General features: G+C 36.0%; 21 protein-coding genes. 4 read left to right on the top strand and 17 right to left on the bottom strand.

The genetic code is table 11. The annotated features are described in order from the left end of the window. Positions 1 to 7: 7 nt before the first annotated feature. The 4 genes from FOT98_RS01565 to FOT98_RS01550 all read right to left on the bottom strand — a co-directional run bounded on the left by FOT98_RS01565 (position 8) and on the right by FOT98_RS01550 (position 3,852). The gene (locus FOT98_RS01565; RefSeq protein WP_061680155.1) at positions 8 to 313 is read right to left on the bottom strand and encodes a PTS sugar transporter subunit IIB; all 306 of its coding nucleotides are present in this window, start codon (positions 311 to 313) and stop codon (positions 8 to 10) included. 1 nt (position 314) lies between these two features. Further along, positions 315 to 635, bottom strand: a complete 321-nt coding sequence (locus tag FOT98_RS01560) for a PTS lactose/cellobiose transporter subunit IIA (RefSeq protein WP_000131338.1) — start codon at positions 633 to 635, stop codon at positions 315 to 317. A 111-nt stretch (positions 636 to 746) separates the two neighbouring features. After that, complete coding sequence (locus FOT98_RS01555) at positions 747 to 2,687, bottom strand: BglG family transcription antiterminator (protein ID WP_063263482.1); 1,941 nt, start codon at positions 2,685 to 2,687, stop codon at positions 747 to 749. A 76-nt stretch (positions 2,688 to 2,763) separates the two neighbouring features. Beyond that, complete coding sequence (locus FOT98_RS01550; protein WP_063263481.1) at positions 2,764 to 3,852, bottom strand: DUF871 domain-containing protein; 1,089 nt, start codon at positions 3,850 to 3,852, stop codon at positions 2,764 to 2,766. Between the two features lie 319 nt (positions 3,853 to 4,171). Between FOT98_RS01550 and FOT98_RS01540 the strand changes: the two genes are divergently transcribed. Together FOT98_RS01540 and FOT98_RS01535 are read left to right on the top strand one after the other, a co-directional pair. Continuing rightward, positions 4,172 to 5,374, top strand: coding sequence for an MFS transporter (locus tag FOT98_RS01540; RefSeq protein ID WP_061680158.1), 1,203 nt, complete (start codon positions 4,172 to 4,174; stop codon positions 5,372 to 5,374). 347 nt (positions 5,375 to 5,721) lie between these two features. Next, positions 5,722 to 7,377, top strand: a complete 1,656-nt coding sequence (locus FOT98_RS01535; RefSeq protein ID WP_061680159.1) for a Na/Pi cotransporter family protein — start codon at positions 5,722 to 5,724, stop codon at positions 7,375 to 7,377. A gap of 34 nt (positions 7,378 to 7,411) precedes the next feature. On the opposite strand, the gene FOT98_RS01530 is transcribed toward FOT98_RS01535, so the two are convergent. Beyond that, the gene (locus tag FOT98_RS01530) at positions 7,412 to 8,410 is read right to left on the bottom strand and encodes a YhdH/YhfP family quinone oxidoreductase (protein WP_063263480.1); all 999 of its coding nucleotides are present in this window, start codon (positions 8,408 to 8,410) and stop codon (positions 7,412 to 7,414) included. Positions 8,411 to 8,723: 313 nt separating this feature from the next. Here FOT98_RS01530 and FOT98_RS01525 point away from each other — a divergent pair, with 313 nt between their 5' ends. Together FOT98_RS01525 and FOT98_RS01520 are read left to right on the top strand one after the other, a co-directional pair. Further along, the gene (locus FOT98_RS01525) at positions 8,724 to 9,926 is read left to right on the top strand and encodes an LCP family protein (RefSeq protein ID WP_063263479.1); all 1,203 of its coding nucleotides are present in this window, start codon (positions 8,724 to 8,726) and stop codon (positions 9,924 to 9,926) included. Between the two features lie 146 nt (positions 9,927 to 10,072). Next, the gene (locus FOT98_RS01520) at positions 10,073 to 10,513 is read left to right on the top strand and encodes a YbjN domain-containing protein (protein ID WP_063263478.1); all 441 of its coding nucleotides are present in this window, start codon (positions 10,073 to 10,075) and stop codon (positions 10,511 to 10,513) included. 33 nt (positions 10,514 to 10,546) lie between these two features. Here FOT98_RS01520 and FOT98_RS01515 read toward each other — a convergent pair whose 3' ends face one another. From FOT98_RS01515 to FOT98_RS01460, 12 genes are all read right to left on the bottom strand, one after another. Continuing rightward, entirely contained in the window at positions 10,547 to 11,311 is a 765-nt protein-coding gene (locus tag FOT98_RS01515) for a sulfite exporter TauE/SafE family protein (RefSeq protein ID WP_063263477.1), read from the bottom strand. 33 nt (positions 11,312 to 11,344) lie between these two features. Beyond that, positions 11,345 to 11,824: a DsrE/DsrF/DrsH-like family protein gene (locus tag FOT98_RS01510; protein WP_063263476.1), complete on the bottom strand. Its 480-nt coding sequence runs from the start codon at positions 11,822 to 11,824 to the stop codon at positions 11,345 to 11,347. A gap of 225 nt (positions 11,825 to 12,049) precedes the next feature. Then, complete coding sequence (locus FOT98_RS01505; RefSeq protein ID WP_063263475.1) at positions 12,050 to 12,346, bottom strand: rhodanese-like domain-containing protein; 297 nt, start codon at positions 12,344 to 12,346, stop codon at positions 12,050 to 12,052. A 14-nt stretch (positions 12,347 to 12,360) separates the two neighbouring features. Further along, a complete protein-coding gene (locus FOT98_RS01500; RefSeq protein ID WP_061680164.1) occupies positions 12,361 to 12,720 on the bottom strand; it encodes a rhodanese-like domain-containing protein in 360 nt (119 codons plus the stop codon). 30 nt (positions 12,721 to 12,750) lie between these two features. After that, positions 12,751 to 12,981 (bottom strand): sulfurtransferase TusA family protein, encoded by a 231-nt coding sequence (locus tag FOT98_RS01495; RefSeq protein ID WP_063263474.1) that lies wholly within the window; start codon positions 12,979 to 12,981, stop codon positions 12,751 to 12,753. Positions 12,982 to 13,013: 32 nt separating this feature from the next. Then, on the bottom strand, positions 13,014 to 14,144 hold the full coding sequence (locus FOT98_RS01490) for an MBL fold metallo-hydrolase (protein WP_063263473.1): 1,131 nt from the start codon (positions 14,142 to 14,144) through the stop codon (positions 13,014 to 13,016). A 38-nt stretch (positions 14,145 to 14,182) separates the two neighbouring features. Next, positions 14,183 to 14,758 carry a sulfurtransferase TusA family protein gene (locus FOT98_RS01485; protein ID WP_176374198.1) on the bottom strand — a complete coding sequence of 192 codons (576 nt, stop codon included), beginning with the start codon at positions 14,756 to 14,758 and terminating at the stop codon, positions 14,183 to 14,185. Positions 14,759 to 14,831: 73 nt separating this feature from the next. Beyond that, positions 14,832 to 15,095 carry a metal-sensitive transcriptional regulator gene (locus tag FOT98_RS01480; RefSeq protein WP_000456206.1) on the bottom strand — a complete coding sequence of 88 codons (264 nt, stop codon included), beginning with the start codon at positions 15,093 to 15,095 and terminating at the stop codon, positions 14,832 to 14,834. 185 nt (positions 15,096 to 15,280) lie between these two features. Next, positions 15,281 to 16,945 carry a CoA-disulfide reductase gene (cdr, locus tag FOT98_RS01475; protein ID WP_063263471.1) on the bottom strand — a complete coding sequence of 555 codons (1,665 nt, stop codon included), beginning with the start codon at positions 16,943 to 16,945 and terminating at the stop codon, positions 15,281 to 15,283. A 138-nt stretch (positions 16,946 to 17,083) separates the two neighbouring features. Next, entirely contained in the window at positions 17,084 to 18,361 is a 1,278-nt protein-coding gene (locus tag FOT98_RS01470; protein WP_063263470.1) for a neutral/alkaline non-lysosomal ceramidase N-terminal domain-containing protein, read from the bottom strand. Positions 18,362 to 18,469: 108 nt separating this feature from the next. Next, the gene (gene spoVR / locus FOT98_RS01465; protein WP_063263469.1) at positions 18,470 to 19,885 is read right to left on the bottom strand and encodes a stage V sporulation protein SpoVR; all 1,416 of its coding nucleotides are present in this window, start codon (positions 19,883 to 19,885) and stop codon (positions 18,470 to 18,472) included. A 114-nt stretch (positions 19,886 to 19,999) separates the two neighbouring features. Continuing rightward, the gene (locus FOT98_RS01460; RefSeq protein WP_000214825.1) at positions 20,000 to 20,560 is read right to left on the bottom strand and encodes a nitroreductase family protein; all 561 of its coding nucleotides are present in this window, start codon (positions 20,558 to 20,560) and stop codon (positions 20,000 to 20,002) included. Between the last annotated feature and the right edge of the window lie 85 nt (positions 20,561 to 20,645).

Raw genomic sequence — 20,645 nt, 5'->3', positions numbered from 1 at the left:
AATATCATTATGCTAAAACTAATTGTTCTGCTTGTTTCAATACTTTTAAACCGTCACACATGCCATAATCTCGTTGCTCTATAATTGCAACCGGTATATCGTATGAGTTCGCAAGAAACTGTACAGCTGGAAACAAATACTTCACCTGTGGTCCGATTAAAACTACATCAGCATTTTTTATCTCCAGTTTCACAAGTTCTGAATCAACTGCTTTAATTTTATAATCCTTCCCTTGTTTCTTTGCCTCTTCTTGCATTTTTCTTACAACCATACTCGTTGACATGCCTGCTGCACAACATAATAAAATGTACATCTTATACTGTCACTTTCTCTTCTACTCGTTTATGAAGAGTGATAAATTCTTCAGCAAGTTCTTTCACTGTAATTGCATTCATTAAATGATCTTGTGCATGCACTAACAGTAAACTGATTTCTGCATGATTTCCTCTTGCCTCTTCTTGAATTAAGTCTGTTTGAATACGATGAGCTGCTGAAATTTCTTCACTAGCAAGTGTCATCTTTTCACTCGCATTCTCAAAATCTCCTTGTCTTGCAAAAGCAATTGCTTCCAGTGACGCGCTTCTCGCGTTGCCACCATGTAAAATTAACGCAAATGGAGTTTGCATATCAGTCATTTTAAATTCCCCCAAGCTATCTTTTTTCTATATTGCTATCTTATTATGAAAACGCATACAATTAAACATAAAAAACTTCCGTTGTGTAACGGAAGTTTTTACATACTTTTCTTATAACGATAATAATATCTCTTGAAAATCTTCAATCACTTTAGCCTGAGCTAATTTCTCTATCGTATTTTGACTAGACATAACATCATATAAAAAATCATACAGCTTTTGTAAATCTTCATTATTATTACGCTTTACACTAAATAAAATAATAACTTGTACTTTCTTATCTCCCCAGTCAACCGCTTTATCAAGGGTACAAAACATCAAAAATGTTTTCTCACTTAATAACTGCATCGGATGAGGAATCGCAACTAAATTTCCAACTGCTGTAGGAGATGTATTCTCTCTTTCTATAACAGAATCATAAAAGTTTTCTGGTACATAGTTTTTCTCAGCAGCTTTCTCACATAAAAATTGGATAGCCTCTTCTTTCGTAGAAGCGCTATGATTTAAAAAGATTAAATCTTCCTTTATATACTGCTGCACACTAGTATTCACATGCGTAAACAACTGCTGACCAATCGATTTAATCTCTTTATCATCAAATATTGAGTTCACTTTTATAACTGGAACAGGCAAACCACTCGGTATATGAATCGTACTAATAATACAATCTATTTTATCTTTATAAAGGTCTTCCACTTTCAATTGATAATAGCCTGTAATTCCCACAATCTCTAATTTATCTCGGAACTGTGATAGAATTTTATATTTCAATAGCTGGGCGCTTCCTTGACCAGTCGCACAAACTAATAAACATCTTTTCTTTTGATTCTCTTCCTGTAAACGGCTCATCGCTCCGCCGAAGTGAATCGCAATATAACCAATTTCACTTTCCGGAATCGATTCTCCCGTATATTCACCAATTATATCTCCAACGAGAACCGCAATTTCAAAAGCATACGGATAATTCTTTTTCACTTCTGCCAAAAGAGGATTTCTCGTATTTAACTTATACTTCAAACGATTTAATAACGTTTTTAAATGAACACCAAATCCAAATAATAATTCTTCATCATAATAAAAAATAAGATTCCGTTCTTCCGCTACTTTAAAAAGAATATGTTGCATGAATGCATATAAATCTTTCCCTAATAATTCTTCCACATTTTCATAACGATCTCTCGCTGTGACAGCAGTACTTAATAAGTGCATCGTCACATATAAAACTTCTTCTTCTGGAAATGAAAGATGTAACGCTTTCTCTAAATCTCCTAAAATCTCTTTCGCAATTGTATATTCTTTCTTTATGATAAGCTCAGCTTGCTGTTTATTTAGCCCTTTCATATAATGTCGATCTTCACAACGCTTTAATGCGATTGCAATATGAATGACTAAATTATCAATTTCTATATCTGATAAATATATCGTCCCTCCCTCGATATACTTTAATATAACCGAACGGATAAGCGGTATATGAGGTAACGATACATATGTATCACTCTGATCAAATTGCTCATGAAACGGAGTATGGTCATAACGCGGTAAACCATATTGTGATAAACAAGAACGAATATGAAACTCCTCTCCCACAATACGTATACCATAATACGGTCTCTTTTCAATTTGTAATTGATAACGCCCACATATATCTGTAACATCTTTCATAATTAAATTTACAGTCGATTTACTCACATAAATTTCCTCTGCCAACTGTGAAAGCTTCACATATCCCTCTGTCGTTAAAATACGTTGCAGAATGTACGCTATCCTTTCTTCATAAGAAGTTGGGATCTTTTCCGCCTGTTTTTGAAATAGACCCACGCAAAACTCTTCAAACTTCTTCATTTGTATAATTTCTAGTTCGTATCCAGTCCCTCTTTGCGATTCAATTTTCGCCCCGTTTTCTTCCAATATATCATTTAATAATTTTATATCTTTTTGAATCGTCTTCGTTGATACATGTAAACGGCTCGCTAAAAAAGCTCGATTTAACATCGATTTCTCTTCTAAAAACTCCTCTAAAATAGAAACTAATCGCTGATGCACCTTTGTCATAGTTCTTCCTCTCACAATTTATATATAAAAAGGAAAAAGCTGCTGAAGTCAGTAGTTTTTTCCTTTTTTATTTAATCTATTTCTTTAATGTAAACCCGAATTTATCCCATGCTTGTAAATAATCTAATAAGAAAATTTCTTCTTCCACAATTCGGCCAACTACATTTGTTTTTCCTGCATTTACCATATCTTTTAAAGCAATTTGCAATTCACCTTTATATTGACCATACTGTTCATTATCAATTAAAAGATCACCGCGTTTAATTTCACGTGTATTATGCGGTTTGAACTCTTCTTTCTTATATTTCACACGACTTTGTGTCGAGCGAATCATATATTCAGATACATCTCCGCGGTAAAAATGAGGCTCGTCTAATACGATAATTTTTTCTAATTCTGTTGTTGTATCATATAACCCTATATCAAATGTTTGTTTCTCTTTATTTAATGCACCTAGTGCTTGTAATTCTTCTTCTGATGCATACGCGTTTGCAATAATAACATCATCAATTAATTCTGTCGCAAATAAATGCTTCGCCTGTGTTGTCATCGGTAATTCACGATGCTGCTCTAACGTACATAATCCTTCTGTTACTGGCCAAGGTCCGTATGTTGCATCAAATGATGAAATAAACGCAGCCGTTCTCATACCGTAATCTTTAAATTGTTTCGAGCATTTAATGAAATGATCGTATGATAATCCTGAATAACGATGTGGATAAAAATTATGGCAACCAATTAAATTTTCACGATTTGGTCTATGGCTCATAATGTTATCTACATATTTCGTACCGTTACTCATATTAATTTCAATTTTTAAGCCGTATGGATTGTAAGTCATAATCGATTCTTCTAAACCAGAGAAACCGACATCTAAACGAATACCGTACGCTCCTAACTCATGGAAGAACGATAAATCATTATATGAAATACCTAATTGTGTAAAGACAGATGGACTAATATCAACTAATACTTGGAACCCTAATGCATTTGCATGAGAGATCGTTTCTTTAAACTCTTCTATAATTTTCTCTTTTTCTCCATCTACAGACAATAAGCATGTGAATACACGATTAAATCCGTATTTACTTGCTAATGTTAAATATTCCTTATCTTTCTCTACTGTTGAATGTTCTGGATAAATAGAAATACCTAATCGTCTCATATGTACACGCCTCTTTCTTCATTGTTTTGTAAACCTTTTCAAATATGTGTAGTGAAAAAGTATATATCCCCTTCTCATTCACTACTTTTTGAATCCGCTTTCTTTAAAGAAAAAACAATTTCTATCATTCATAACAACTACAAGTCTATACATCTATACTTTACATCTTTTTTTCATAGTTGTGTAGCTTTTACACAAATTTGTCAGTTTTTTCACCTCAAAAATTGTTATACGTTTTCAAGGCACCTTCCTTGACTGTTACATTGACCAATACATATACTCGAAAGAACAGAGATAATTTTATATAGGGGATGAATATATGGGAGAGGCAATACTCGTAAAACGAGAACCGTTATGGACGAAAGAGTTTGTTGCGCTAATTCTAGCAAACTTATGTATGTTTTTAGGGTTTCAAATGTTAATTCCTACTTTACCTGTTTATGTGAAAGAAATTGGTGGCACAAGTTCCAATATTGGATTTGTTGTCGGTATGTTTACCGTTGCAGCACTTTTTGTTAGACCGCTAACTGGAAATGCCTTGCAAAAGTTCAGCAAAAAAATCATTTTAATGATTGGTACTGCTATTTGTTTACTCGCTATGGGCAGTTATCTTTTCGCTTCAACTATCTTCCTATTGCTTGCCGTTCGAATTTTACACGGAGCTGGTTTTGGTATTACAACGACTACATACGGAACTGTCGTTTCAGATTTAATTCCGCAAGCTCGCCGCGGTGAAGGTATGGGATATTTCGGTCTTTCTGGAACAATTGCAATGGCGCTCGGTCCACTTATCGGACTTTGGCTTATGCAAACATATAACTTCACGATTCTTTTTTTATGTGCACTTTCATGTACAATTGTTTCATTAATATTAACGAAACTACTTCAAATCAAAAAATCGCCACAACCACCGCAACAAACATCTGGTACCTTTCTCGATGGATTTATTGAGCGCAAAGCTTTACTTCCTTCATTATTAATATTATGTATTACATTAATGTACGGAGGAATCGGGAGCTTTATTACATTATTTGCTACGGAAGTCGGTATTGCTGATATAAGCCTCTTCTTCTTATTTAATGCACTTGCAATCGCTGTCACTCGTCCGTTTTCTGGAAAATTATACGATGCGAAAGGTCATGCGTTCGTTATTATTCCAGGAGTTATTATTACGTTTGCAGGTATTATTTTATTGTCGTATACAACTACCATTCCGAGTTTAATTATCGCAGCAGCATGCTACGGAAGTGGATTTGGAGCGATTCAACCAGCACTACAAGCATGGATGATTGACCGAGTAGCACCGCACCGACGAGGAGTCGCAACAGCTACATTTTTCTCAGCATTTGACCTTGGAATTGGTGCTGGCGCAATTATATTTGGATTCATTGCACATTTTACAAACTACGCAACTGTATATCGCTATTCCTCTCTATTACTTATTGCTTTCCTGTTCATTTACATCACAAGTATAAGAAAGCAAAAGCATGGCAATAAAAACAGAGAAAAAGCTGCTGGATAATTTCAGTGGCTTTTTTTATGCACAAAAACGAGATGAATAACGAGAAATAAATTTATAAAATCATTTTCCTACATATTTTTTTAACTTTCATCAAAAAATATACGATGAACTCGCAGACGCTTTCCTTCATATCCAACTGAATAATACTATTCTAAAAAGTGTGATTTCTTTACAAAAAACACTGTCTATATAGGGCTTAAACCAATTAAATCCAGCTGTTTCTTTAAAGAATTGTAAACTTTTCATCCCTTTGTAAATTTAGTGTAAATTTTACTGATAAACCGTTTACAGTACCTCAAGGTTTAGTTAATAATTACATCGTACATGAAATTTAAGGAGTGGAATGCGTGGAATACAATATTCAAGATATGATCTTCCAGTTCATTGGTGGATTAGGTATTTTCTTATTTGGTATTAAATACATGGGCGATGGACTGCAACAAGCAGCTGGAGATCGTCTTCGCGATATTCTAGATCGCTTTACAACAAACCCACTTATGGGTGTACTAGCAGGTATGTTAGTTACTGTATTAATCCAATCAAGTTCAGGAACAACAGCTTTAACAGTCGGACTTGTAAGTGCCGGATTTATGACATTAAGACAAGCAATTGGTGTTATTATGGGTGCGAACATCGGAACGACAGTTACTGCATTTATTATCGGAATTAAAATCGGAGAATACGCTCTTCCAATTATGGCAGTTGGGGCTATCTTACTATTCTTCTTTAAAAATAAAAAGGTTCATTCTTTAGGTCAAGTTATATTCGGTTTTGGTATGTTATTCTTCGGTTTAGAATTAATGAGTGCAGGTATGAAACCTCTTCGCTCTCTAGAGTCATTCCAAGAGTTAACGGTTAGCATGAGTGATAACCCTATTTTAGGCGTTGTTGTTGGTACAGTCTTCACTTTAATTGTACAAAGTTCAAGTGCAACAATTGGTATTTTGCAAGAACTATTCGGTCAAGGTGCAATCGATTTAAAAGCTGCGCTTCCTGTATTATTCGGTGATAATATCGGTACAACAATTACAGCTGTATTAGCAGCAATCGGTACTTCTATTGCCGCAAGACGTGCAGCATTAGTTCACGTTATCTTTAATATCGTCGGTACAATCATATTTACGATTTTATTAGTACCATTTACAAGCTTAATTCAATATTTCCAAACATCATTAAACTTAAATCCAGAAATGACAATTGCATTTGCACACGGAACATTTAACGTAACAAATGCAGTTATTCAATTCCCATTCATCGCTGTATTAGCATGGATTGTAACAAAACTTATTCGTGGTGAAGATTCTGCTATTGATTTCAAACCACAACATTTAAATCCAATCTTTATTGAGCAATCTCCAGCTATCGCTTTAACAGAAGCTCAAAAAGAAATCATCCGTATGGCGGAGTTCTCATTACATGGATTAAAAGAAGCAAATCAATTTTTAAATACACAAGACAAAAAACACGCTGATATGGCTACTCAATTAGAGGGTGCTATTAACAATTTAGATAAAAAAATTACCGAGTATTTAGTTTTACTATCAGAAAAGCCACTTTCACCAACAGACTCTGAGAAGCATTCTGTTTTAGCAGGTGTAGTTGGAGATATTGAACGTGTCGGTGATCATGTAGAAAACCTTGTAGAACTTGTAGATTTCCAAATTTCAAACCGTGTTTCTCTATCAGACGAAGCACTAGCTGAACTAAATGAAATGCTTGAGTTAACAATTTCAACATTACAAGATGCAGTTGAAGCTTTAACAAACTTCGATACTGAGCTAGCTCAAACTGTTATTGCAAAAGAACGTAAAATCGACCAAATGGAACGTGTTCTTCGTAAACGTCACGTATTACGTCTGAACGAACGTAGCTGTTCAGGTGATGCAAGTATCATCTTCGTCGATATGGTAAGTAACTTAGAGCGTATCGGTGATCACGCTGTAAATATCGCTGATGGTGTTTTAGGTGAACAAGGTAAAATCAATTTAAAACAATCATTATAATAGAAAAGAGACGCTAACGTGAGCGTCTCTTTTTTCATTTCATATTTACAACCGTTCTTCCTTTTAACTTTCCTTGCAATATAAGTGTAAACTTCTCCTCTAACTCTTCTAATGTACATTCTTCTGTATAAGATAGTAACTCATTATTTTTCCATTCACTTGCTAAGAGCGTCCATACATCTCTTCTCACATCCACTGGGCATTGTACAGAATCTATCCCTAAAAGGCTTATGCCTCGCAAAATAAACGGATATACCGTTGTTTGTAATGCCTCGCCTGCCACATTACCGCATGTCGTTACACAGCCACCATACTTTACCGTTTTTAAAGCGGTTTCTAGCATATGTCCACCTACAGTATCGATAACCCCGGCGTATATCCCTTTTAACATTGGTCTTCCTGATTCATCATTCAACTCCGTACGATGAATCACTTTTTTCGCTCCTAAACGTAGTAGCATCTGTTCTTCTTCCATTTTCCCTGTCGCTCCTACTACGTTAAATCCTAACTTACTTAAAATACTTACAGCTACACTCCCTACGCCGCCTGTGGCACCCGTTACTAACACATCTCCCATATTGGGCGTGATCCCTGCTCCAATAAGCTTATACACTGATAAGGCAGCTGTAAAACCTGCTGTCCCGTACATCATACTTTCCTTTAATGACATTCCCTCTGGTAAAGGGATAACCCAAGATGCCGGCACGCGAATATATTCTCCGAAACCACCAGAAGTATTCATCCCTAAATCATAACCCGTTACAATGACTTGATCGCCTACTTTAATAGTTTCACCTTTACTACCCACAACTTCTCCTGCTGCATCAATTCCTGGCGTATGAGGATATGTTCTCGTTACACCTTTATTACCAGTAGCTGAAAGTGCATCTTTATAATTTAATGAAGAATAATGAACCTGTATGAATACGTCCCCCTCAGGTAAACTACTTACTTCTCTCTCTACAACGTTTCTTACAAACTGCTTACTTTCTGTTTCGTTCACAACGATTGCTCGGAATGATGTATGATTCATTATGGCCTCTCCTTTATCCGTCAAATTCTTCTTTATTATATAGAAGAAATAAGTAAACCTACTCATTTCTTCTTGGCTATATTTCAACAAATCTTACTTCTCTATCACTTTCTCACAATACGTATTTTCATTTCTACTAAAAAACCTTATACTTATTCTACATCTGAAAAATAAAATATAGAAATCTGACTTTTTATAAATAAATTGAATTTTTACGAAATGTAAATGATTTGTAATGTCTTTTTTCGCTAAATTTCATTATAATAAGTGGATGTGAGTGTCGTATTTCAATCCAAATGAAGGAGTACAGGAAATGGAGCAAAACCCATCTTTGCAAGAAAATACACGCAGTAAACCGAAAAAAGGTAAGAAAAAAACAAAAATTATTATAAGCGTTATTCTATTCTTTTTAATAATAGGTGGCGGTTATACTTGGTTTTTAGTAAATAAAGCATCTTCTGCTGTTCGAAACGCCGCACACGATTTAGCGCGCGGTGATAAATCTGATTTACGTGATAAAGCTGTAAAACCTATCACAAATAACGTCTCTGTCTTAATCATGGGTGTTGATGAAAGCGATGTCCGTGGGAAAGAATATGGTGAAGCTATAAGAACGGATGCACTATTACTTGCAACGTTTAATAAAGATAGCAAAACTGTAAAACTATTAAGTATTCCACGAGATACATATACTTATATCCCAGTGGAAAAGAAAAAAGATAAAATTACACACGCTCATGCATACGGTTCTACTAAAAACGGAAAAGACGGTGGACCACAAGCAAGTATTGATGCAGTTGAAAAATTAACGAATGTTCCTGTCGATTACTTTGTAAAGTTTAACTTCAAATCATTTATGAAAATTGTCGATGATCTAGGCGGGATTGAAGTCGATGTACCAGTTGAATTTACTGAACAAGATAGTAATGATACTGCTGATGCAATTCATCTGAAAAAAGGTGTTCAAAAGCTAAATAGTGAAGAAGCTCTTGCTCTTGCTAGAACGCGCCACATCGATAGTGATGCAATGCGTGGGCAACGTCAACAGCTCGTTATTGAAGCAATTTTAAAGAAACTAACAAGCGTTGGATCTGTAACAAAAGTTGGTAACATCATTGATGATATTAACGGACAATTCGTTACAAACTTAACATTCGATGATATGCTTTCATTCTATAAGTATGGATCGGATTCAGAAATTGAGAAATTACAACTTCAAGGTGAAGACTGCTATATGGCAAAAGGTGACGATACATGTAGCCAATCTGCTGGTGGTGGCCGAACATATTACTACAATCCAGATAAAAAAGAATTAGCAAAAGTTACAAACGATCTTCGTTCTCACCTTGGATTACCTGCATATACAAAAACAGACTCTGATTCGAAGAAAACAAGCACAGAGAAAACAAAAGAATCTAAGTCAGAAAATTCAAGTGAACGCGAATCAAGTAACAATGAAGTGAAAAATAAAAATAACAGTGAAGATACAGAAACATCATCTAACGACAATGAATAAAAAAGAAGCAGTTCTCTATGGAGGTAGAGAGCTGCTTCTTTTATTTCTTCAATAAAAAAATCAGAACTTTCTAACTATCTTTTTTAATATTTTTAAATTATAATAAATAGTAGCAATCTATTCCAATTATCAGGGGGCTCATACATATGAAAGCTGCAGTAAAACATAACATCTCAGATTTTAGAGACTACTTAAAGTCAAACGATATATACATGGAAGAAAATATAGATGAAAACAATGGTTCTGTTCATTTTTCAGTAGGATTAGAGACAGAAGCTGGCGCAAAAATTCAACTTCTCGCTGCTTTCCAAAATGAAGATCCTACCGTGGATATATACTGCTTCAATGTTGCTCACGTACCTGATGCAACATCAACAAATGATATTTTGCACGTTATTAATGAATTAAACACATCTTATCGATTTGCAAAATTCACATTAAACAAGCAAAATGCAATTGATATTACAACATCTCTTGCATTCTCAGAACCAAACTTTAATCCAGCACTTGTCTTTGAACATACGCTAACGCTATATAGATTAGCAAATGACCAATATAAAAACTTAATGAAAGTTATTTGGGGATAAATAAAAGGATGGGCTGCAAGCAGCTCCATCCTTTTATTTCGATATCATATCAATCCACATCTTAACAGCAGTGCCTACAATCAAAATCGATAACATATATTGCAATGCTTTTTGATTGATCCTCTTCCCAACTCGCGCTCCAAGCGGCGCAGCAATGATACTTGCAATCGCAATAATAAGAGCTGGAATTACGACCACTTGCCCAGTTATCACTTTTCCAGTCGTAATCCCTACTGAGGAAATAAACGTAATAGCAATAGATGTCGCTATTGTTGTACGTATCGGCAATTTTAAAATCACTAACATAATCGGTACTAATAAGAAAGAACCGCCAGCACCTATAATGCCTGATGCTCCACCTACAATAAACGCTAGCAAACTTGCTAACCATCTATTATATTTCACTTTATCACCATTATTTCGCTTCGGTACGAACATCATAATAGCAGCAATTGTTGCTAACGCTGCATAAACAACATTAACCGTATGTTCCTCTAATACGTTAGCACCAAAACTCCCTATGAAACTTCCTACTAATATACTAGCTCCCATATACATAACTAACGTTTTATCCATATCATTACTTTTCCGATAGGCCCATGCCCCTGCAAAAGTTGCAAAGAATACTTGCACCGCTGTAATACCACTCACTTCATGTGACGTATAGCCAGTAAATCCTAGCAATACCGGAATGTATAGGATCATCGGATAATTAATAATCGCACCGCCAATTCCAACCATTCCTGATATAAACGATCCGATAAATCCAATTATAAAAAGTAATACGACTAAACTCACCTTATATCCCCCGCCTTCTAAAAAGAAGGTGATTTAAATGAATAAGTTCACATTCCCATCCGAAGCATCTGCTAAATAAGCTCCTACTCCTGCAAACTCTACCCCTTCCATAATCTCTTCCTCTTTTAACCCTAATAAATCTACCGTCATTTGACAAGCTACAAGTTTAATTCCCTGTTCTTTCGCCAAATCCATTAAATCCGGTAAAGGCATCGCATTGTGTTTTTTCATAATACCTTTAATCATCTTTGGTCCCATACCGGCAAAATTCATTTTTGATAATCCCATCTTATCCACACCACGCGGCATCATTTTTCCAAATACTTTTTCTATGAACGTTTTCTTTACCTTCACATGTTCATCTTTCCTTAAAGCATTTAAGCCCCAAAAAGTATGAAAAATAGTCACCTCTTGATCATACGCCGCTGCACCATTTGCAATAATATAAGCAGCCATCGCTTTATCATAATCTCCGCTAAATAAAACGATTGTTGTTTTCTTCTGTTGTTCCATGTTGTTCTCCCTCCAATTACCTATAGGGGTATATTATTATTTGTAAAAAGGCTCAAATCATTTATCCCGCATTAACGGGCAGTAAGATCCCCACCTCAAAATTCAGCGGAAGCAAAGAAGTTAGGTGGAGGATCAACTGCCCGTAAAAGCCCGATTGGTTCAACTAATAATCAGTGGGGGATGGACAAAAATCCCCACTGATTAAAGTTTCACTTTATCTCTGTACTATACGACTTTACCTTCCCACGCTAACATACCACCTACCATATTGATTGCTCGGAAACCGTAGCTCTCTAAAAACTGAACTGCTCTTCCACTTCTTCCGCCAGAGCGACAAACGATAATATATTCTTTCTTTTTATCCAACTCATGCATTCGAAACTCTAATAATCCTAGTGGAATATTACACGCTTCTGGGATTTTCCCCTCGGCGACTTCTTCTACTTCACGTACATCTACGATATTTACTACTTCTTTACGTAACAATTTTTCTTCTAATTCTGTTGCTGTCATTTCTTTCATTTTAAATTTCCTCCTCACAAGCCATTCATACCGCCTGAAACATTGATAACGTGCTGAAACCCTAATTTCTTTAATACTTTTGCTGCTTGCTTACTTCTCATCCCGCTCTGACAAATAACGATTACTTCTTTATTTTTATCTAACTGATTTGCCTTACTCGCTAACTCATTTAGCGGGATATTTTGAAATCCTTTCATATGATTTCCTCTATATTCACCTACTGTGCGAACATCGATAAATTGTTTTCCCTTTTTTCCTGCTATACTCTTTAATTCTTTTCCACTTATATTTTGAACACCTTTCACCGGTAAAAAACGTGAAATAACAAGCGCTGCAGCCAGTACAATGAAAAGCGTACTTAATATTGTATTCATATAACCAACCTCTCTACATTTATAAACATGCTACGCCTTCTTAATCCAAAACTTTAGCACATCAGCGTCTTCTTCATGCTTTACGATGTCATGACCACCTTTATTTGCCCACGCTGGAATATCCTTAACTGACCCTTTATCTGTTACATGTACTTCTAACACTTCTCCAGTTTGTAAAGTATCCATCGCTTTCTTCGTTCTTACAATCGGCATCGGACATGCTAAACCTTTCGCATCTAATACTTGTTTTACATTCATCATCTATTCCTCCATTTTTTTATTTGTTTATTTCATTATTCATGAACTGCACAACGGTTTGGACCAATCTCCATTTCACGCTCTTCATCCACACTCGGATGGATTTTACCCATATTCGTTTGACGAATTTCTTCGTAAGCATTCGGCTGAGGTGGTAAATTCTCCGTTACAACTTTACGAAACTCTCCCTCATCCTCAATGTTTAGTCCTGCATTATACGCAAATAAATCGTTTAACTTTGCGCTCACAACACCATTCTCATCCATTTCACTTATTTTTGAATAATGAGCTGGTAACACGATTAATCGTTGAGATAGTACTTTATATCGGTTATATAGAGTTTCTCGTAAATCACTCACCCAATCTTCAGCCTTTCCAGCAAGATCTGGACGTCCGATTGAATCTACAAATAAAATATCACCTGATAATAAATAGGAATTATCTACAATAAATGATGTACTTCCAATCGTATGTCCCGGTGAGTATAATGCATCAATTTCAATTTTAGTACCCCCCACCGTAATAATAGATCCTTCAACAAGCGGTTTATATGAGAAAACGACTTCCTCCGCATCTTTTGGCGGTAACCAATACGCACCACCTACTTTTTCAGCTAACTTACGTCCACCCGAAATATGGTCTGCATGTAAATGTGTATCCATTACATTCGTAATCGTAACGCCATGCTCTTTCGCGAACTCTTCATATGCTTCAACTGTTCTGACTGCATCAATAACTGCCGCTTCACCGTTTGAAACGACCATATAAGATAAACAGCCTTTTCCAAGACGATTAAATTGATATATACTCCCTCCGCCCTGTACATCGCCTACTTTTAACGGCTTCACATATTCACTCCAAGCTTTCATACCGCCAGCTAAATAATAAATATTTTCTAATCCGGCCTCTGTTAATTGCTCAGCAACAAACTGCGAAGAACCTTCTTTCGCACATACGACTAAAATTTCTTTTTCTCTCGGTAATTCACTTACAATATGCTCTACACCATCTAATAAATCAAAATACGGTTTATTTATAGAAGAAATTTGTTTCCCTTCAATTTTCCAATCTTCATAATCCGTCTCATTACGAACATCTAAAATAAACAACTCTCCAAATAAAACTTTCTCTGCAACATCTTTTGCATATAACGGTTTAATGCTCATCTAATTACCCCCATAGGTATACTTTTATTTAAAAAATTTTATTTTTCCACATTCCCTTGCCACTCTAACATACCTGGAATGACATTTTTCACATCTACATACCCTCGCTCTTTCAACATTTGGCAAGCTACATCACTACGGTTACCAGTTCGGCAAACAACATAAATTTGCTTCGTCTGATCTAATGCTGCACTGCCCACTTCGCCTAATGGAACTGAAATAGCCGCTGGAATATGACCAAAAGCGAATTCTGCCGCTTCACGAACATCTACTACAATACATTCTTCACCGCTTAATAATAACTCTTCCAATTCCGCATTTGTAATTGTATGAGGATATTTCACTACTTCATTCACTTCATGCTCATGTGCTTTTCTAACGTAATGCATCAATAGATCACCTTCGTGTTTCGTCCCGATATATTGATGACCTACTTTACTCGCCCAACTTTTTATATCTACAGTAGACCCTTTATCTGTTGCCTGAACTTCAATCACTTGCCCTGATATCAAACCTTCCATCGCCTTCTTCGTCTTCACAATCGGCATCGGACAAGCCAATCCTTTACAATCTAAACTCATATCCACTTTTATACTCATAGTTGATTCCTCCATAATGTATATACATATACCTGTAGGGGTATGTAAAAATGTTTTTGAAAATCTGTCAACACTTATGTTTGACAGATTATCGGCTTTTTACAAGTAATTGAACAGCTTCTTTAATTAACTCTTCATTTGAACCGTTACCACTTTCAAACTGCTCACGTAAACATTGCTCTAAATTTGTTCCCACAACAAGTCCAATTGTACGATCAAGTGCAGAACGGGATGCCGTTAACTGTGTAATAACCTCTCGGCAATCTTTTCCTTCTTCCATCATACGAAGCACACCACGAACTTGACCTTCAATACGTTTCAATCTATTTTTCATATCTTGATTATATTCCATTCTATAATCACCTCATTACCATTATGTCACTATTTATAGCTTATGACAATATATTATACCCTGTAGGGTATTTTGTAAACCCCTATTTTTAATGTTTATCTTATATGTGCATAAAACAAGAAGTGAAACCTTACTATATAGGCTTTCATCTTCCACCAAGTTTTGAAATGGAAGATGAAAAAATATTAATATACAACACGTTCTGGTAATACTGTCCCATACAATTTAAAGCCACCATCTACATTCTTTACCTTATATCCTTTTTCCATTAACATGCGCGCTGCAACATACCCTCTCATACCAAGCTGGCAAGTAATATATATTTCTTTATCTACCGGCACTTCATCCAAACGATCCCGTAATTCATCTAACGGAATATTAATAGAGCCTGTCATCATTCCTTGTTTGAGTTCATTAGGCTCTCGAACATCAATAAGATATCCACCATTTTCAACAATACGATCTATTTCATGCCATTGTACTGTTTCCACAAAACCATCTACTATATTACTTGCTGCATACCCCACCATGTTGACTGGGTCTTTTGCAGAAGAATACGGCGGGGCATATGATAATTCTAAATCTGGCAAATCAATTACAGTTAAATTTGCCTTCATTGCCGTTGCAATAACATCAATACGCTTATCTACACCGTCACGCCCTAACGCCTGTGCTCCATACATTTTTCCACTATCTTTATTAAAAATTAATTTTATTAGCACTGGCGTAGCATTCGGATAGTATCCAGCATGCGAATTCGCCTGTACATGTACTACCTCATAGGGTATATTTAATCGTTTTAATATTTTCTCATTTACGCCCGTTGCAGCAACTGTTAAATCAAAAACTTTAGCTACAGAAGTTCCCATCGTACCTTTATATAAAGAATCTGTATGACCATGAATAATATCCGCTAACATGCGACCTTGACGATTAGCTGGCCACGCTAACGGAATCATCGTTTCTGTTTCTGTAACAAAATCTTTCACTTCAATCGCATCACCAATTGCATATATATGTGGGTCTGATGTTTGAAAACTCTCATTTACCTTTATCGTTCCTCTAACTCCTAGTGCTAACCCTGCATCCTTCGCTAAACTGCTCTCTGGTTGCACACCAATTGCTAAAATAATCATATCTGTCTTTATGATTGAGCCACTTTTTAAACGTACAACAGTCCCGTTCTCTTCTAATGCATCTACACCATCTTCAAAAACAAGCTCAACATTGTGCTTTTTCATATGCTCATGCACATATGCCGCCATTTCATAATCGATTGGTGGCATCACTTGATTTGCCATCTCTACAAGAGTAACATCAATTCCTCGTTCTCTTAAGTTTTCAACCATTTCAACTCCAATAAATCCGCCACCAATAACCGTCGCATGACGTGGTTTCTTCTCATCAATATACGCTTTAATACGATCTGTATCAGGTACATTTCGTAACGTAAACATTGCCTTCGCTTCTTCAATACCTGGAATAGATGGAACAATTGGTTTTGCCCCTGGTGAAAGAATTAAAATATCATATTCCTCGTTATATGTTTCATTTGTAGTTACATTCTTTATAGTAATTATTTTCTCTTCTTTATTAACCTTTACCACTTCACTCAATACACGTATATCTAAATTAAAACGTTTTGACATCCTTTCAACAGTTTGTACCAATAACTTTTGTCTTTCTGTAATAACACCGCCAATGTAGTATGGTAATCCACAATTTGCAAATGAAATATATTCCCCGCGCTCCACCATAATAATTTCATCTTCTTCACTTAAGCGACGAAGCCTTGCAGCGACTGATGCCCCGCCCGCAACTCCACCTACTACTATAATTTTTCTAGACATATTTCAAACCTCCATCTTGTTTAATTTTCTCAATGTATCAAAAATAAAACTCATACCCGTATAGGTATATAATAAAGTGTACAAAAAGCAGTTTCAATATATATGTCTTTTGTTCACAAATTCGAAACAAAAAAGAACTTAGATATTTCCAAGTTCTTTTTCGTATAGTTCTATAACTTTCTGTACGATTACATCTGCTGTATTTTCCTCCGGTGGCATCAATAAATTCGTAGTTGTCCCATACACAATAGGATTCAATTCTACTTCATAACCACCATACGCAAACTCTTCCCTTGTCGGTAAATAACCAATATATCCATTCGTATATCCACCAAAGAAAGCTAGTTCATTTCGAAGACTCTCTTTCACTTCTAACGCAGTTTCTGAAAAAGGTTCCATCGGTATACCAAAAAACATGCCATCATTAACTTGAAACAGTTGAACTTCTAAATCCATACGTAACTGCCGAATACCTTTCATATATTTTTTTAAAACAATAGTAAGCCATTCATCCGTATTCACACCCCACTGCTTCTCCGCCAATTGAGCCATGCTTCGTATCTCATTCATTTCAGGAATATCTTTCAACTTCATTTGCATCGTACTCGAAACTGTTCTTACATTTACAATTGGGCTATATGTAACTGTTGGCAACATCGTTAATACATGTCCACTAAGCGTGTAAGCCATTTGCTTTACTGCTTCTCTTGAACCGCGATACTTCGCATTTACATTTCCAGCAGCTCCTTGCACAATAATAACAGGACAATTTACGATCTTCTCAAGAATCTCCCTCGTCATTCCAGGATAATCAGCTGATAATACATCGCTATCACCTTTTAAAACATTTGGATGCGCAGTACAAAATACTATAATCCCAGATAGCTCCTTCGTTTCAGCATTTCTTATTCCCAACATGCCAATTCGTTTATCTACAACACCTTCTATATTTGTTCCCATCTTTGCTCTTCCATCAGATGTTCTCTCTCTTCGGTTTATCCCAATATCACCTGTCGTAACACTCCAGCCAACTTCACATAGCTCCAAGTTATTATTTGCAGTAACCGCACCGTGCACTACATTATTTACTAAACTCGTTTTATACGACTTTACTAAAGGTTGCTCACAAACAGTTTCCGGACCAGAATGTGTATGTGTATAAACAACTGTTATTCGCTCAAATGGCACGTGAAGCCTACTAGCTACTCGCTCCCGAATCATATTCGTATCTTCTACTAACATCCCAATATTATCAATGCTTATAAACACAGTTTTCATTTCATCTTTTTCAAATACAAAAACTGTCCCATAAATACGCTCTTCAATATTATTTATCCCTGTCTCTCTATGATATCCGACAAAATCAATACCGACAGGCGGCGTAATATCAACCTTACAAACCCCTATTTTGCTCATTTGAATCGCTCCATTTCTCTATATAACTCCCTTTTTTCAAGAATAGCATAGTTAACCTTATTCCAAATAAAAAAGAACGAACATAGCATTCTATGTCCGTTCTTTTCATCACACATACTTCCGATGCACCATCTTCCCATCATAAGAAAATACAACGCCCTTGCTCTCGACAATCGACTCCATATGCACCGTTCTTCCCCATAATTGATGAATGTATGGCAATACTTTTTCTAAGTATTTTAAATCGAGCTCGATTCCTTCGTAACTATGTTTAATGTATAATTCCCCGTTCTTTAAGTAGTCTCCGTCTTCTACTACTAAGTACGGGAAGCCGCCATTTGTACGCATATTTACGAGCTGATCACGTACATGTTCCCATTCTTTATCTATTACTTTATATTCTTTTCCTTGGCGCTGGAATAAGTACATATCTTCTCTCATTACGAGATCTTTGTTTAAGTAGTTTCTTAAGAATGATACATCCCATTCAATTTCGCGTACTTCAAAGATTTTGTCGCGACCAGAACCTGGTTTTACACCGCGTCGTTTCATTTCTTCTGTCGGGTTGTTGTAGCGCTCTTCAATATCTTCAAACATTTTAATACCAAGGTAGTATGGGTTAATACTTGTTTTTGATGGCTGTACGACACCTGCATTTAATTTCGCAAATTCAATTGCTTCATCAGATGTTAAGTCCATTTCGCGAAGTATACGTTGATGCCAGTACGATGCCCAGCCTTCATTCATAATTTTCGTTTCAAGCTGTGGCCAGAAATATAGCATTTCTTCACGCATCATCGTTAATATGTCTCGCTGCCAATCTTCTAGCTCACGGCTATATTCTTCAATAAAGAGAAGTAAGTCTTTCTCTGGTTGCGGCGGAATTTTCTTCTTTTTACGTACATTGGGCCGTTCCCTCTTTTTATTACGATCATCTAAATTCCATAGGTCATCGTATTGCGATGCCTTTTTCTTTTCTACTTCTTCTTCTAAATCATCAATACTCCACGCCAGTTTAGGGCGCATAAGCGACGGATCAATATGTTCTTGAATAGCAAGTACGGCATCCAAAAAGGTTTCGACTTCTGCCTTTCCGTACTTATGCTCATATGCTTTCACGCGATCAGCCGTTGCCGCCATACTCTCCACCATATCTCGTTTCGTATTAGAGAAGCGAATATTATTTTTAAAGAAATCACAGTGTGCTAAAACGTGCGCTACAATTAATTTATTTTGAATTAACGAGTTCGTATCCAATAAAAAGGCATAACATGGATCAGAGTTAATAACGAGTTCGTATATTTTACTAAGACCTAAATCGTATTGTAATTTCATTCTGAAAAACTGTTTTCCAAAACTCCAATGTGAAAAACGCGTCGGCATCCCATATGCACCAAATGTATAAATAATTTCAGCTGGACATATTTCATAACGCATCGGATAGAAATCAAGCCCAAATCCAGTCGCAATTTCCGTAATTTCCGCAATCGCATATTGTAGTGCTTTATCGTCACTTGCTCTCATTATTTTCCCTCCTTACACTTTCCCTTAAGAAAGTGTATGATGAGGAACAAGCTTTCATGAGGATTGATTGCATAATAAAAAGACATCCTCATAAAAACGAGAATGTCTCATCTATTAACCTTCAATAATCTCCATCTTCTCCGTAATCGGTGTACGAGCTTTTCCTTCTGGTGCTTTATCGAAATAGCCAAGGTGAAGAATTCCAACGATGCGTTGACCTCTTGTTAAACCGAGTCCTTCTATAAATAATGGATTGTAGTTTAATCCGCCTGATTTCCAAACGCAACCTAAGCCACGTTCCCAAGCAAGAAGTTGGAAGTTTTGCATAAATGCACATGTTGCAGCGTAATCTTCATCACGTTGAATTTGACGAGGATCTTCATTTATATATACAACGATTTGCGCCGGCGTGCTTAAGAAACGATCTGATAAAATTTTACCGCGCTTCGCTCTTTCTTCTTCTGTGAAAGAGTTTAATACTGCGTCTACTAATTTCTGACGGCCTTCTCCAATATATAATTTACAATTCCATGGTTCACGGTGTTTATGATTCGGTGCCCATGTTGCATCGTTTAATAGTTCAATTAATAATTCTTTTTCTACTGCTTTGTCTGTAAATGTACGAACAGAACGTCTTTCTTTAATCACATTTGCGATGGAAGTATATGTAGTCATATTTTTCTCTCCCTTATTTTTATTTTTATCTATATGTATACGTTTATTATTGATATTGATTTTCAATTTCGATTATACCCTAGTT

Source organism: Bacillus sp. HY001 (assembly GCF_007558965.1).
In the GTDB taxonomy this organism is placed as follows: Bacteria; Bacillota; Bacilli; order Bacillales; family Bacillaceae_G; genus Bacillus_A; species Bacillus_A mobilis.
Note: the sequence above shows the minus strand (reverse complement) of the source record. Positions and strands in the feature narration are given on the sequence as shown.